The sequence below is a fragment of the Bradyrhizobium sp. CIR18 genome (assembly GCF_014198295.1).
Taxonomy (GTDB): Bacteria; Pseudomonadota; Alphaproteobacteria; order Rhizobiales; family Xanthobacteraceae; genus Bradyrhizobium.
The window spans coordinates 278,458-291,734 of record NZ_JACIHF010000003.1; the positions used below are offsets into that span (position 1 = coordinate 278,458).

General features: G+C 65.3%; 13 protein-coding genes. 2 read left to right on the top strand and 11 right to left on the bottom strand.

Annotation, left to right across the window (positions count from 1 at the left end):
- Window positions 1–135: 135 nt before the first annotated feature.
- The 8 genes from GGD65_RS14300 to GGD65_RS14335 form a co-directional block, all read right to left on the bottom strand.
- On the bottom strand, window positions 136–1,422 hold the full coding sequence (locus GGD65_RS14300; RefSeq protein WP_183235663.1) for an ATP-binding protein: 1,287 nt from the start codon (window positions 1,420–1,422) through the stop codon (window positions 136–138).
- 58 nt (window positions 1,423–1,480) lie between these two features.
- Window positions 1,481–2,536 (bottom strand): lysylphosphatidylglycerol synthase domain-containing protein, encoded by a 1,056-nt coding sequence (locus GGD65_RS14305; protein ID WP_183235664.1) that lies wholly within the window; start codon window positions 2,534–2,536, stop codon window positions 1,481–1,483.
- Window positions 2,537–2,965: 429 nt separating this feature from the next.
- Window positions 2,966–3,397, bottom strand: coding sequence for a GNAT family N-acetyltransferase (locus GGD65_RS14310; RefSeq protein WP_183235665.1), 432 nt, complete (start codon window positions 3,395–3,397; stop codon window positions 2,966–2,968).
- 14 nt (window positions 3,398–3,411) lie between these two features.
- The gene (locus tag GGD65_RS14315) at window positions 3,412–3,639 is read right to left on the bottom strand and encodes a SelT/SelW/SelH family protein (protein ID WP_183235666.1); all 228 of its coding nucleotides are present in this window, start codon (window positions 3,637–3,639) and stop codon (window positions 3,412–3,414) included.
- A gap of 11 nt (window positions 3,640–3,650) precedes the next feature.
- A complete protein-coding gene (locus tag GGD65_RS14320) occupies window positions 3,651–4,556 on the bottom strand; it encodes a haloalkane dehalogenase (RefSeq protein ID WP_183235667.1) in 906 nt (301 codons plus the stop codon).
- Window positions 4,553–5,143: a TetR/AcrR family transcriptional regulator gene (locus tag GGD65_RS14325; protein WP_183235668.1), complete on the bottom strand. Its 591-nt coding sequence runs from the start codon at window positions 5,141–5,143 to the stop codon at window positions 4,553–4,555. Before GGD65_RS14325 ends, GGD65_RS14320 begins: the two co-directional genes overlap by 4 nt.
- Before the next feature lie 99 nt (window positions 5,144–5,242).
- Complete coding sequence (locus tag GGD65_RS14330; protein WP_018316902.1) at window positions 5,243–5,539, bottom strand: hypothetical protein; 297 nt, start codon at window positions 5,537–5,539, stop codon at window positions 5,243–5,245.
- Window positions 5,540–5,541: 2 nt separating this feature from the next.
- Window positions 5,542–6,936 (bottom strand): OmpA family protein, encoded by a 1,395-nt coding sequence (locus GGD65_RS14335; protein ID WP_018316901.1) that lies wholly within the window; start codon window positions 6,934–6,936, stop codon window positions 5,542–5,544.
- A 164-nt stretch (window positions 6,937–7,100) separates the two neighbouring features.
- Here GGD65_RS14335 and GGD65_RS14340 point away from each other — a divergent pair, with 164 nt between their 5' ends.
- Together GGD65_RS14340 and GGD65_RS14345 are read left to right on the top strand one after the other, a co-directional pair.
- A complete protein-coding gene (locus tag GGD65_RS14340) occupies window positions 7,101–8,159 on the top strand; it encodes a polysaccharide deacetylase family protein (RefSeq protein ID WP_183235669.1) in 1,059 nt (352 codons plus the stop codon).
- A 255-nt stretch (window positions 8,160–8,414) separates the two neighbouring features.
- A complete protein-coding gene (locus GGD65_RS14345) occupies window positions 8,415–9,224 on the top strand; it encodes an SDR family oxidoreductase (RefSeq protein WP_179739948.1) in 810 nt (269 codons plus the stop codon).
- Window positions 9,225–9,397: 173 nt separating this feature from the next.
- Here the strand turns inward: GGD65_RS14345 and boxB are convergent, their stop codons facing one another.
- From boxB to GGD65_RS14360, 3 genes are all read right to left on the bottom strand, one after another.
- Window positions 9,398–10,849 (bottom strand): benzoyl-CoA 2,3-epoxidase subunit BoxB, encoded by a 1,452-nt coding sequence (gene boxB / locus GGD65_RS14350; RefSeq protein ID WP_018316898.1) that lies wholly within the window; start codon window positions 10,847–10,849, stop codon window positions 9,398–9,400.
- A gap of 98 nt (window positions 10,850–10,947) precedes the next feature.
- Window positions 10,948–12,636, bottom strand: coding sequence for a 2,3-epoxybenzoyl-CoA dihydrolase (gene boxC / locus GGD65_RS14355; RefSeq protein ID WP_183235670.1), 1,689 nt, complete (start codon window positions 12,634–12,636; stop codon window positions 10,948–10,950).
- Between the two features lie 98 nt (window positions 12,637–12,734).
- Entirely contained in the window at window positions 12,735–13,271 is a 537-nt protein-coding gene (locus GGD65_RS14360) for a DUF309 domain-containing protein (protein WP_183235671.1), read from the bottom strand.
- Window positions 13,272–13,277 lie beyond the last annotated feature (6 nt).

Consider the following 13,277-nt stretch of genomic DNA (forward strand, 5'->3'; position numbering starts at 1 on the left):
GCGAAGCGCCAACCGCGCCCGATCGCGCTCCCCGCGCCGCCCCTTTAGGAGCGGTCGGCTGTGCTTTTACGAAGGTTTCGTGACAGTCGGATGACACACTCAAGCGATTGAAATCGCTGGAGTTTCAGGCTTAAACTAAGTCTTAGCCTGGGGAAAACAGGCGGTGAAAGTGGCCCCCTGACGGGGCACGCTTTCGATCAAAAGGCGGCCGCGATGGCGGTTAAGAATATGTTTCACCAGCGATAATCCGAGCCCGGTGCCGCCCTGCGAGCGACTGTCGCCGACGTCGACCCGGTAGAACCGCTCGGTCAGCCGCGGCAGGTGCTCGGGCGCGATGCCGGGGCCGAAATCGCGGACTATGATCCGGATTTCCTGAGTTCCATCAGTGGCTGCGGCTGAGGTCAGCGACACGATGACGCGTCCGCCGGAGGCGCCGTATTTGAGCGCGTTCTCGATCAAATTCTCGAACAGGCGGAGCAGCTCCTCGCGGTCGCCCGCGATCATCACCGGTCCCTCGGGCAGATGGATCTCGACCTCGACCTGACGCTCGCGCGCCAGCGGCTCGAGCCCGTCGGCGACCTGGCGGATGATCGGCAGCAGGTCGACCAAGGTGTCGGGCCGGACATGGGCCGACAGCTCGACCCGCGACAGCGACAACAGGTCGTCGATCAGGCGCGCCATGCGGGTGGCCTGGTTGTGCATGATGCCGAGGAAGCGCTCGCGCGCCTTGGGATCGTCCTTGGCCTGGCCCTGCAGCGTGTCGATGAAGCCCGACAGCGCGGCCAGCGGCGTGCGCAGCTCGTGGCTGGCATTGGCGACGAAGTCGGCGCGCATCTCCTCGACCCGGCGCAGCGGCGTCTGGTCGTGGAAGGTCATCAGCATGCATTTGTCGGCGCCGCCGAAGCTGGTCGGCACCGGCACCGGCGTGATCATGAGCTCCAGCCAGCGGTCGACCGGGACGTGGTCGAGATAGGTCGCGCGCCGCGGCTCGGTGGTCGCGATCGCTTCGCGCAGCGCCGTGATGATCTCCGGCGAGCGCAGCGCGAACTGGGCGAGCTCGTTCCGGCGCAGCGCCGGCGCGAGCTGAGCGGCGGCGGCGTTGAGGTGGATGACGCGGCCGGCGCGGTCGAGCAGCACCGCCGGATCCGGCATGCCGGCGACGACCGCGGCCACCGCCGCGCTCTCGACCGGGTTGATGCGCCTGACGTCGTCGCGCGAGGCGGCGGGATCATGCAGTCGCCACGGGACCAGCGCCGCCGCCGCGATACAGAGGAACACGATCGCGGCGTGCAGCGCCGACAATTCGCCGAGCGAGACGACGACGGACAGCGCCAGCGCCGCGGCGATCAGGATCACGGTCGAATGCCGCAGCCGGTCGGACCAGGGCTGGGCGGAGGGAGAAGATGGGGCGTCGATCGCCATCGGGGCGGACTTCTCCTGGGGCTTGTCTGAAGGCCTGTCCAAATAAGGCTTGGCGCCGTCAGGCACCGCTGTCGCTGCGCTCTCTCACATAAGCGGCTTCACGCGCCGGGCCGGGGTCGAGCTTGAGCGCCGCCTGCTGCAAGCGCTTCGATCGTGCGCCGATGATAACTTCGCGAAACGTCAGCAAGATTACAGATATGACGAAGGGCGACAGATAATAGAGGACGCGGAACAGCAGCATGCCGCCCAGAAGTTCCTCGCGATCCATCTGCCAGAGACCGACCAGCATGGCGGCGTCGAACACCCCGAGCCCGCCGGGCGAGTGGCTGGCGAAGCCGAGCAGGGTGGCCGAGACGAAGATCACCGCGACGACCACGAAGCCGAGATTGGGCTCGTCCGGGACCAGCACGTACATCGCGAGCGCGCAGAAGCCGAGATCGACGATGCCGATCGCGATCTGCAGCAGCGTCAGCGGGCCGCCCGGCAGCACCACGGTCCAGGGCCCGCGGCCGACCACGCGCGGCTGGGTCCAGACCCAGACCACGTAGCCGACCAGCCCGACGATGATCATCAGCGCCAGCGTCCGGTTCAGCCATGGCGGCAGCTGGTCGATCGAGGCGGCGGCCTCCGGATGATAGGAGATGCCGAGGCCGAGCACGGCGGCATTGCCGAGCCAGAAGGTCAGGCCGGCGAGGAAGCAGATCTTCGCGACGTCGATCGCGTTCAGCCCGTAGGCCGAATAGATGCGATAGCGCACCGCGCCGCCGGTGAAAACGGATGCGCCGACATTGTGGCCGATCGAATAGCTGGTGAAGGCCGCGAGCGCGTTGACGCGATAGGGCACATGGGCATGGCCAATCGCGCGCACGGCGAACAGGTCGTAGAAGGTCAGGGTGAAATAGCCCGCGGTGACGAACAGCGCCGCCATCGCGATCTGGGTCGGCTCGGTGCTCTTGATCGCTTCGAGGACTTCGTTGAAATCGATGCCTCGCAACATGTGGTAGAGCACATAGCAAGCGATGCCGATGACCGCGACGCTGATCACAACGCCAAGCTTATGCAGGACTTGCTTCTGGCGCAGAAACGACGTCGCCCTGCGTATGGCTTCCAGCATCTAGACCTCGAACAACGCTTCAGCGGCCAGGGTGGCCGGCGAACAGGCGGACGACGCACTGGCACTCAACGAACCCTCGCCGCCGGCTCCGGTATCGCGCATGCCCCCTGCCCCTCCACTAGCGCGTTTTGGGACGAAGTGGAATTCGCCAATTCGAACAAAAACACGTGCATTCAATATTTTAGGCAGGGTTGCGGGCTCCTGATGCACGGTTTGGCGCCTTCGGCGGCAGGACTTGAGGCGAATCTCCATGGCGATCCTGCGCAGGCGCCATGAAGTTTTGATGATTTCGGCCGCACAATGTTCCTTCACGCCTTAAGCCGACGTCAATCTATGGACCGCGCCCGCCTGTTGAAAGAGGGGGCAATCCCGGCGTCCGTCCGACGGGTTGTCCGATGCGCCGGAAGGTCGCGGGCCCCGGGCGCGGCCTCAAGGCGCGGTCAAATAGCCGCGGCCATAGGCGCCGGCCTGATCCTCGAAGATCGCCATGGCCGTGGTCATCCGCCTGAAACCCAGGCGTTCATAAAACCCTTCCTTGCCCGGGACGGCGTAGAGGATGATCTTGCGATGGCCGCGGCAACGCACAAGCAAACGCTCGATAATGTCGCGGCCGAGACCTCGCCCCTGGCGGTCCGGGTGCACGGCGATATCACAGAGATAGGCGCAGTCGCGGCCGTCGGCCAGGACGCGTCCCGCAGCCACGATGCGACCATCCTCATTGGCGAAGGCGCGAAACATGCTGTTGCCGAACACCAGCGCGAGATCGGCCGGCGCCTTGTTGCCCAGCGGCGCGATGCGATAGAGCTCGGATAGCTCATCCCAGTCGATCCCGGCGAGATCGTCGGCCCAGACAATCGACATCGCAAAGGCCCTCCTCAGTCCCGCGCGGCGGTGACGGCAGCGACGATTTCGTCGCCATCCGGAAAATGTCCTTTGCTGCGGCTGGCGACGATCCGGTCGCCGAGCTTGACCTGGAAAACGCCGCCCTTGCCGGCGACGAGATCCGCTTCCAGCCCGAGCTGCCGGCGCAACGCCGCGGCCGCCTCCTTGGCACGCTTCTCGTATCCGCACGGCCGGCAATAGATGATGGTTACCTCGGACATCTCGTCCTCCTTCAGGCCGCAAGCTGGGGACGCACCGCTTCAATGCCGGCGATCCAGCCGGCAACGGAACGGCCGATCGCGTCGGGGTGATCCTCCTGGAGGTAATGCCTGCCAGGCCCGAGGCGGACGAGCGCGCAGTGCTGCAGCGAGGCCGCAAAGGTCTCGGCAAATTCGGGAGCGACGACGGCCCCCGGCTCCCCTGCGAACAGCAGCTTCGGATATGCAGACGCCTTAAGCGACGCATGAGCCGATTGCAGCGCTTCATAGACATCGGCGGGTTCGCCCGCGATCGGCAATTCCCGAGGGAATGCAAGAACGGGACGGCGGCTGTCCGGCGTCGGAAAGGGCGCGCGATACGGCTCCATCTCGTCGTCGCTCAGGGTGCGCATGATGCCGCCGGGCAGCACGCGTTCGACGAAGGCGTTCGCCTCCAGGATCATGGCCTCTCCCTCGCCTTGCGTCCTGAATTTGCGGAAAGCCTGGCGCGCGGGTTCGGTCTGGTGGAAATCCTGCCAGGTCGGCATCGGCCGGATGAACTCCATGAAGGCGAGCCCGCGCACGAAGGCCGGCCGGCGCGCCGCGAGATGAAATGCGAGCGCCGTGCCCCAATCCTGCGCAACGAGATAGGCCGAGGTGAGGCCGAGCTCGTCGATCAACGCGTCGAGATAGCGGACATGGTCGAAGAAGCGGTAGGCGATGTCGGGCTTGCCGGAGCGGCCGAAACCGATGAGATCGGGCGCGATGCAACGCGCCACAGGCGCCACCAGCGGCAGGATGTTTCGCCAGATATGCGACGACGTCGGATTGCCGTGAAGGAAGAGCGCGACCGGCGCATCCTGCGTGCCCGTGTCGCGATAGGCCATCGTGCTTCCCAGCACGGCGGCGCTGCGGATCTGGATCTCGGAATGCTGGCTCATGTCGGCTCCTTGAAGACGGTCTTGAATGCGATGGTCTTGAAGCGCTCGAGCGCCTTGGGCGTGCGGTCGACCTTCATGCGCAGGATCGCGCCCTGCCAGGACGCGAGCAGGAAATCGGCGAGCTCCTCGGGCTCGAACTCGGAATCGATCTCGCCGCTTCTCTGCGCCTCGCTGATGCAGGCGGCGAAGGGCATGCGCCATTCGGCGAAAATTTCGGCAAGGCGGCTGCGCAGCATCTCGCTGCTGCCGGCCGCCTCCAGGCTGAGATCGCCGATCAGGCAGCCGCGTCCATAGCCGTCGGCTTCGAGCCGGCCGGTGATGATGTCGAGATAGCGTTTGAGCCGCGCCCGCGGGGTCAGGGAGGCGTCTTCAAGGGCCTCCGCGACCAATCCCTTCGTGATCTCGAAATAGCGATCGAGCACCTCCGAGGCGAACGCTTCCTTGGAGCGAAAATGATTGGTGAAGGACCCCTGCGGGGCGCCTGCCGCAGTGGTGACATCGCGCACGCTGGTGCCGTGATAGCCGGTCCGGAACATGACCTTGAGACCGGCGTCGAGGATGGCGTCTTTGAGTGAGGGCTTGGACATGGCGGAATAATACGTACGTACGTATTATTGTCAAGCGGAGCGTTTGACGTCTCTCTCAACGACGTGTCCAAAGAGAAAAAGGGGGTTGGCGGCGGAGCTTCAGCCGGTCCGCATGCTGCGCGAGACCACGCGGTCGCGCAGCCAGGCGCCGATGGTGCAGCCGACCAGATAGCAGGCGAACATGATCAGGCCGAGGTCGAGCCAGTAGCCGAAGCGGCCGGGGACGATGTGTGCGAACGAGGCCGCGACCAGGGCGGCAGCAAGCGCGGCGAGCCAGCGCGCCGTCACCTTCGAGGTGCCGTTGCCGCGCTGGACCACCGAGATCCAGCCCATGCAAAAGCCCAGCAGCAGCGAGCCGATCAGCCAGCCCAGATGGAACGAGACGAGATAGGGCATCGTCACCTCACCAGGAATTCGATACGGCGGTTCTGCGCCTTGCCTTCGTCGGTGTCGTTGCCGGCAAGCGGCTGCGTGCTGCCATGGCCGACCGCGGTGAAGCGGCTGGCGGGCAGGCCGGCCTTGACCAGATAGTCGATCACCGCCTGTGCGCGCTTTTCCGAGAGAGCGCGGTTGAAGCCGTCCTCGCCGTCGGCATCGGTATGCCCGGCGACCTCGACATTGGTGGTGGGGCAGCGCAGCGCCGTCTCGATCAGATGATCGAGAATGGCGGCGGAATCCGGATCGATGTCGGCGCGCTTGGCCGCGAAGCGGATCTTGCCCTTGGCCAGAAGGTCCGTGAACAATTGCTGGCACACGGTGCCATCGACCGGGCCTGCCGCGGGCTTCACGGTGATCTCCGGCTTGTACTGCCAGTTTTTCGGGAAGTCCTTGCCGAGGCCCGCGCGGATGTCGTTGGCGGCGCCCTCGTAGAGCGCATCGCCCGACAGCTTCACCTCGCGGTCGGAGACGACGAGCGTGCCGGTCGACAGCCGCGACAGCGCGCCGAGCGCGGCGATCACGGCGGTGTTGAAGGAGCCGGGCGCGCCGATGCTGGCCTTGAGATTGTCGACGACCTTCTCGGTGAAGAACTTTCGCGCGGCGCTGGTGGCGATTGCGGCGTGGATGGTGTTGTCGGGAACGTAGCCGGTCAGCGTCACGGTCGCGGCGACCGGATCCTTGTAGGCCTGGAAGATATAGGGCGGCGCCTTGACGTCGTTGGCGGCGATCGAAAAGCCCTCGGGCAGGTTCTTCAAAGCTGCCACGATGGCCTCGCGGCCACCGAGATCGCGCGCCATGCCCGACAGATTGACCTTGGTGTCCGTGATCGTGATCTTGCCGTCCTTCAGCTTGCCGATCTGGTCCAGCAACAGCGTCGCTGCGGCCTCGAACCGCGGCGGCGCACCGCGCGCCAGCCCCATCTGGTCGGCCACCTCGACGCCGCCGACTTCCTTGCGGGCCGCCTCGGTCAGCCGGCCCTTCATCGACGGCAAGGGCGCGGAGCCTGACAGCGTCACCCGCACCACGTCGCGCTCGGCGTTCCAGACGAAGGGTTTGGCCTCGGGAACAAGGCGGGTCCGGTCGTCGACCAGGCGGACGCCGGGGACGGTCTCCACCGCCATCACGGCATCCCGCCGCCCCTCCTCGGAGAAGGCGTCCGCGGCCAGGCTGACATCGCGGCCATCGACCGCGATCCGGGTCTTGTCCAGGACGGTGTCCTTCAGCGCAGCCGAGCTGCGCGCCGACAGGTCGGCTTCGACCGGTAAGGTATTATTCCAAGCCGCAAATCCCCACATGACGGCCAAGGGGATCAGCCCGGGCCACCATTTGCTGGCCCACCTAAAAAGCTTCTTCATTCGACGACCCGAACTCTGGAACCGGAGACAAAACAAACCCTTGGCAGGCTGTCAAACCGGAAATGTTGCCCTTGCGAAGGCCTTAGCCGGACAATCGGAATAACTTTTTCTTCAAGGGTTCTTCCGTAAGTTGAAAGCGGAATGCCAGAGTCCGCCAGCGGGTCATGAAACAACTGCGTAACAACGTCATCCGCGCCGGGCTGGGAGCACTCTATTTCAGCGGGGCGCACCACCTGCTGCGCCCGCTTTTGTCGGGCGTCGGCGCCATTTTCATGCTGCACCACGTGCGACCGGCCCGCGAGGCCGTGTTCCAGCCGAACCGGCATCTCGAAGTCACCCCCGAATTCCTGCGAGCGACGCTGTGCCATCTGCGCTCGCGCGACATCGACATCGTCAGCATGGACGATCTGCATGAGCGGCTGGTGCAGGGCCGGTTCGACCGCCGCTTCGCCGCCTTCACCTTCGATGACGGCTATCGCGATAATCTGGACTACGCGCTGCCCGTGCTGCGGGAATTTGACGCGCCTCTGGCGGTCTATGTCGCGAGCGATTTTGCCGAGGGCACTGGACGGTTGTGGTGGGTGGCGCTGGAGGCCGTGATCGCCAAGGCCGAGCAGGTCGACGTCAGAATAGGCAATTCCGCGCTGCGGCTCGATGCGACGAGCCCCGCCGCCAAGCAGGCAACCTTCGACCGCCTGCACGACTGGCTGCGCGCGCTGCCGGGCGACCACGATCTGGCGCGAGAGATCGAGGCGCTCTGCACGACATACGACGTCGACATGGCAGCGCTGTGCCGCAGCCTCTGCCTGTCCTGGGCCGAGGTGAAGAGCTTTGCCGCCGACCCGCTGGTCACGATCGGGGCGCATAGCGTCAGCCATTGCAATCTCGCCAAGGTGGCCGAAGACGTCGCCGCGCAGGAGATCGCCACGAGCCGCGCGCGGATCGAGCAGGCGCTGCAGCGCCCGGTGCTGCATCTCGCCTATCCCTATGGCGACCGCGAGGCCGCGGGGATGCGCGAATTCGGCCTTGCTGCAACCGCGGGCTTCAAGACCGCGGTGACGACGCGGCCCGGCATGCTGTTCGCCGACAATGCCGCCCACATGACGGCGCTGCCGCGCGTCTCGCTCAACGGCAATTACCAGGACGCAAGAATCCTCCCCGTTCTGACCTCGGGCGCGGCGACCGCGATGTGGAACGGCTTCCGCCGGATCGCAGCGGCGTAGGCGCTGCTCCAATCTCCGCCGTCGTCCCTGCGAAAGCAGGGACCCATACCGCGTGATCTATCGATTGCGATCGAAGACCTACCGAACGACCAGCCTTCGCCAAACTACTCCCTGTGGGTATGGGTCCCCGCGTTCGCGGGGACGACACCGCCTTGGATGGAGCGCTCTCGCGCTACACTCCTATCGCATCCAGCGCCTTTCTTGACTCCCCACCCCTCCCCGCCCAAAACATCGCCAACCAAGGGAGGAGGCACCATGTTCAACAATCTGTTCTCGCTCAAAGGCCGCGTCGCACTGGTGACCGGCGGCTCGCGCGGCATCGGCAAAATGATCGCGGCAGGATTTCTCAGCGCCGGCGCCGCGAAGGTCTACATCACCGCGCGCAAGGCGGGACCGTGCGAGGAGACCGCCAAGGCGCTCACCGCGCAATATGACGGCGAGTGCATCGCGCTGCCGATCGACATCTCGACGCTCGCCGGCGCCGAGCTGCTGGCAACCGAGTTCAAGAAGCGCGAGCCGAAGCTCGACATCCTCGTCAACAATGCCGGTGCCGCCTGGGGCGCGGAGTTCGACGAATTCCCGGAGAGCGGCTGGGACAAGGTGATGAACCTCAACGTCAAGGCGCCGTTCTTCCTGACCAAGGCGCTGGCCGGCCCGCTGCGCGCAGCCGCAAGCGCGGAGCGGCCGGCGAAGGTGATCAACATCGCCTCGATCGACGGCATCTTCGTCAACCCGATGGAGACCTATTCCTACGCCGCGAGCAAGGCCGGGCTGATCCATCTGACCCGGCGCATGGCGGTGAAGCTGATCTCCGACCACGTCGTGGTCACGGCGATTGCGCCGGGCCCGTTCCAGTCCGACATGAACCGCGCCGCGCGCGACCATGGCGACGAAGTCGCAACGCGCGTGCCTGCGGGGCGCATCGGCACCGACGAGGACATGGCGGGCGCCGCAATCTATCTCGCCTCGCGCGCGGGCGATTACGTGGTGGGCGCGACCATCGCGGTGGACGGAGGCATCGTCTATGCCAACCCGGGGATCAAGGGGAGCGGGTGGGATAGCTGAGGGGGCGAATGGTAGTTCGCCCTCACCTCACCCTCCGCGGTCATGCCCCGGCTTGACCGGGCATCCAGTACGCCGCGGCCTCTCGATTTATCTCTGACGCCTCTGGAATTCTGGATCACCCGCTTTCGCGGGTGATGACACCATTTGTGTTGCGCCGGCGGCGGCCCTGACGCCTACGACTCGATCTTCACGTACTCGAAATCGCCGGGCTTGTTGTCGATACCGACCTTCGGCGGCGAGATCCAGGAGGCGAACTTGCCGCTCTCGGTGACGGGCTGCATCAGGGAGGTGATGAAGTCGCCGTCGGCGGTCGAGGGCAGCCATTCGTCCTTGCGCTTCGCCCAGGTGGCATCGTCGATCAGAAGGCCGTCGGGCGTCGCGTGCACGTCCTTGAACTCGCCGATGTGGCGGTGGAAGGCGACGTTGGGCAGGGTCAGCTTGAAGTCGTAGCCCGCGGTCGAGATCACCTTGTTCCAGCGCAGCATGCCCTTGACGCAATCCTGGCTGTAATCGTCGCGCAGGCGCATGTTGAGCGCGGTCAGCGCCGGCTCGTCGACCAGCTTGATCTCGCCGTTGATGAACTTCAGCACCGGATAGGTGGCGTTCTTGAGCTGGTGATCGTCCTCGATCTGGGTCTCGTGATAGCGGCCCTTGATGCCGGCATTGAAGGCGTTGGCTGCGTTGGTCGAGACCTCCGAGCCAAACAGATCGAGCGACAGCGTGTAGTGCAGGTTCAGCTTCTTCTGGATGGTCGGCAAGTCGATCACGCCGAGCGCGCGGACTTTGGCGATGTCGGTCGGATCGGTGATGCCGGCCTCGCGCATCGCATCGCAGGTGCGCTGCACGACGCGGGTGATGCCGGTCTCGCCGACGAACATGTGGTGCGCTTCTTCCGTGAGCATGAAGCGGCAGGTGCGCGACAGCGGATCGAAGCCGGACTGCGCGAGCGAGTGTAGCTGCATCTTGCCGTCACGGTCGGTGAAATAGGTGAACATGAAGAAGGACAGCCAGTCCGGCGTCGCCTCGTTGAAGGCGCCGAGCATGCGCGGCGCATCGGCATCGCCGGAGCGGCGGCGCAGCAAATCATCTGCTTCCTCACGGCCGTCGCGGCCAAAATATTTCTGCAGCAGATAGACCATCGCCCAGAGGTGGCGGCCTTCCTCGACATTGACCTGGAACAGGTTGCGCATGTCGTAGAGCGAGGGCGCGGTCTTGCCGAGATGGCGCTGCTGCTCGACCGAGGCTGGCTCGGTGTCGCCCTGGATCACGATCAGGCGGCGCAGCATGGCGCGATGCTCGCCCGGGACTTCCTGCCAGGCCGGCTCGCCATAATGCTCGCCGAACGGCACGACGCGGTTCTCTTCCTGCGGCGCAAGCAGAATGCCCCAGCGATAGTCGGGCATGCGGACGTAGTCGAACTTGGCCCAGCCGCGCGGATCGACCGAATAGGCGGTGCGCAGATACACCAGCGATTCCTGGAAGCCTTCCGGCCCCATGTCGCTCCACCAATCCATGTAGCCGGGATGCCAGCCCTCGAGTGCTTTGAGCACCTGGCGGTCTTCGGCGAGATTGACGTTGTTGGGAATCTTGGTCGAGTAGTCGACGTTCATGATGTTCATGTTCATGTGGACCTCCCGTGGGGGACTAGCTCGTTAAAGGGGCGAATGGCGAATGGCGAGTAGCGAATGGAAACTCCTATTCGCCATTCGCCACTCCCTACTCGCTAGACTCGCGTCATATCGAATTTCGGCTTCTGGCCGCTGCCATAGCGGCGCAGCGCGCCTTCCTCGCCGACCGCGTTGGGGCGCTGGAAGATCCAGTTCTGCCACGCGGTCAGGCGCGAGAAGATTTTCGATTCCATCGTCTCCGGGCCGACGAAGCGCAGGCTTGCTTCCATGCCGGTGAGGCTGTCCGGCGAGAAGCTGGCGCGCTCCTCCAGGAACACGCGGACCTCGTCGTCCCAGTCGATGTCGTCGAGCGCGAAGGTGACCAGGCCGAGCTCCTCGGCCTGCTCGGCGTCGAGCGCGGTGCCCATCGTGGCTTCGGCGCGCTCCACATCCGACGGATCGGCCTGGAAGCGCGACTCCAGCCGCGTCAGGCCGTGGCTCATCGGATACGGGCCGAAATTCATGGCGGAGAGCTCGATCGACGGCGGCGGACGGTTGTCGCCCTGGCGCGTGCCGATCAGCATGTAGGAGCGGTCGGCGGCGAAGACGAGCTCGGCGAGCGTGCCGGCAAAGCAGGAGCCTGGCTCGACCAGCGTCACCAGCGTGCGCGAGGTGACGTCGATGCGCTTGAGCACGCGCTTCCAATAGTGCCTGATTTCGTTGACCAGCCAATGCGCCTTGTTGGCTTCGAGGAACGCGTCGTGCGCGAGCACATGGGCGCGGTCGCCATGGCTCTTGAACACCAGCATCGCGATCTCGAGCTCGTTGATGCGCAGATGAAGGATGGCGTCGTCGAGCTCACGCGCCACTTGCAACGGCCAGAACGAGGCGCCTTGCGCCATCATGCCGTCGATATCGGCGGGCGGTGCCACCTCCGGCGCCTTGATCGAGATGGTAGCGATGCGGGCCGTGCGGTCGATATCGACCGTGACGAAGCCGTAGCGGATGCTGTTTTCGTCGATGAGGCGCTTGAGCTGCGTCAGCGCGATGCCCTTGCCGCTGCCCTTGCGCTTCGAGGCGGCCGCGAACTCCTTGGCACGCTCGGCGATCTTGGCCTCTAACTTCGAGTTCGGCGCAATCTCGTCGACGAGACGCCATTGCACGGCGCGCTTGCCCTTGACGCCTTCCTCGATGGTGCAGAAGAAATCGGCATGGTCGCGGCGCACCTTGCGCTTGTCGACGACGCGGGTGAGACCGCCGGTGCCCGGCAGCACCGCGAGCAGCGGCACCTCAGGCAAAGCAACGGCAGAGGAGCCGTCGTCGGCGAGGATGATGTGGTCGGTCGCGAGCGCCAGCTCGTAGCCGCCGCCGGCGGCGGAGCCGTTCACCACCGTGATGAAACGCTGGCCGGAATTCTCCGACGAATCTTCCATGCCGTTACGGGTCTCGTTGGTGAACTTGCAGAAGTTCACCTTGTGGGCATGGGTCGAGCCCGCGAGCATGCGGATGTTGGCGCCGGCGCAGAACACGCGGTTCTTGGCCGAGCGCATCACCACGACCTTCACCTCGGGATGCTCGAAGCGCAGCCGCTGGACCGCATCCGCCAGCTCGATGTCGACGCCGAGATCGTAGGAATTGAGCTTGAGCAGATAGCCCTCGAACAGGCCGCCATTCTCGTCGACGTCCATGGTCAGGGTCGCGACGTCACCCTCGACCGCGAGCTTCCAGTGCTTGTAGCGGGACGGTTCGGTCTGGAAATCGATGAATGTCGCGCCGCCTGCGAGGCGCCGATCTTCCCCGGCCATGGGCCACCCTTGAGCTCGTTTTGGTTTAGCGTTAGATGCACAATAGTGCATCTTTTTGGATGCGTCTAGCCCTTAACCGCCGGCGCATGCACTTTGTTTCATGCAGCGGGCCAAGACCGCACGATCGCGCCAAGCGCGATCCAGTCGGCTTTTGCGAGCTGCGGGCGGCCGATCTTGGCCTGAAGCAGCGCCATCAGGGCCGCGACCGGAAAGCTCTCGACGAAACCGTCGCCGCCGCTGGCGACCTTGCGTGCGCTCAACGCGCGTAGCTCGGTCAGAGCGTCGCCGAACAGGCGCGCGGCCGAATGCGCCTTCTGCATGCGCAGGCGCAAATTGGCATTGGCGATGTGGATGCAGGCGCGCAGCAGGATGCGTTCGCGGCCGCTCTGCGGGGCTGCGGCCCACACCGTCTCCAGCACCTCCTGCGCTTCCCAGAAATAGCCGCGATCGTTGAGCGCGAGCCCGTAGCGCAGCGCCGGATGGCGGGCCGGCACGTAGCCGCGAAAGGCCGAGGGCACCAGCGCCTTGGCCAAGCGAAGCGTCTCGTCATCGGCCTCGATGGCGCCGGTCTCGCCCGGCACATAGGCCCATTGCGGCCATGGCAATTGGCCGCTCGCATGTGAAGGCACATTCATCGATGT

Coding starts and splice junctions, on each gene's coding strand:
- GGD65_RS14345 (WP_179739948.1), top strand. CDS start 8,415: ATGTTCAACAATCTGTTCTCGCTCAAAGGCCGCGTCGCACTGGTGACC.
- GGD65_RS14325 (WP_183235668.1), bottom strand. CDS start 5,143: ATGTCCAAGCCCTCACTCAAAGACGCCATCCTCGACGCCGGTCTCAAG.
- GGD65_RS14335 (WP_018316901.1), bottom strand. CDS start 6,936: ATGAAGAAGCTTTTTAGGTGGGCCAGCAAATGGTGGCCCGGGCTGATC.
- boxC (WP_183235670.1), bottom strand. CDS start 12,636: ATGGCCGGGGAAGATCGGCGCCTCGCAGGCGGCGCGACATTCATCGAT.
- GGD65_RS14320 (WP_183235667.1), bottom strand. CDS start 4,556: ATGAGCCAGCATTCCGAGATCCAGATCCGCAGCGCCGCCGTGCTGGGA.
- boxB (WP_018316898.1), bottom strand. CDS start 10,849: ATGAACATGAACATCATGAACGTCGACTACTCGACCAAGATTCCCAAC.
- GGD65_RS14330 (WP_018316902.1), bottom strand. CDS start 5,539: ATGCCCTATCTCGTCTCGTTCCATCTGGGCTGGCTGATCGGCTCGCTG.
- GGD65_RS14300 (WP_183235663.1), bottom strand. CDS start 1,422: ATGGCGATCGACGCCCCATCTTCTCCCTCCGCCCAGCCCTGGTCCGAC.
- GGD65_RS14305 (WP_183235664.1), bottom strand. CDS start 2,536: ATGCTGGAAGCCATACGCAGGGCGACGTCGTTTCTGCGCCAGAAGCAA.
- GGD65_RS14340 (WP_183235669.1), top strand. CDS start 7,101: ATGAAACAACTGCGTAACAACGTCATCCGCGCCGGGCTGGGAGCACTC.
- GGD65_RS14315 (WP_183235666.1), bottom strand. CDS start 3,639: ATGTCCGAGGTAACCATCATCTATTGCCGGCCGTGCGGATACGAGAAG.
- GGD65_RS14360 (WP_183235671.1), bottom strand. CDS start 13,271: ATGAATGTGCCTTCACATGCGAGCGGCCAATTGCCATGGCCGCAATGG.
- GGD65_RS14310 (WP_183235665.1), bottom strand. CDS start 3,397: ATGTCGATTGTCTGGGCCGACGATCTCGCCGGGATCGACTGGGATGAG.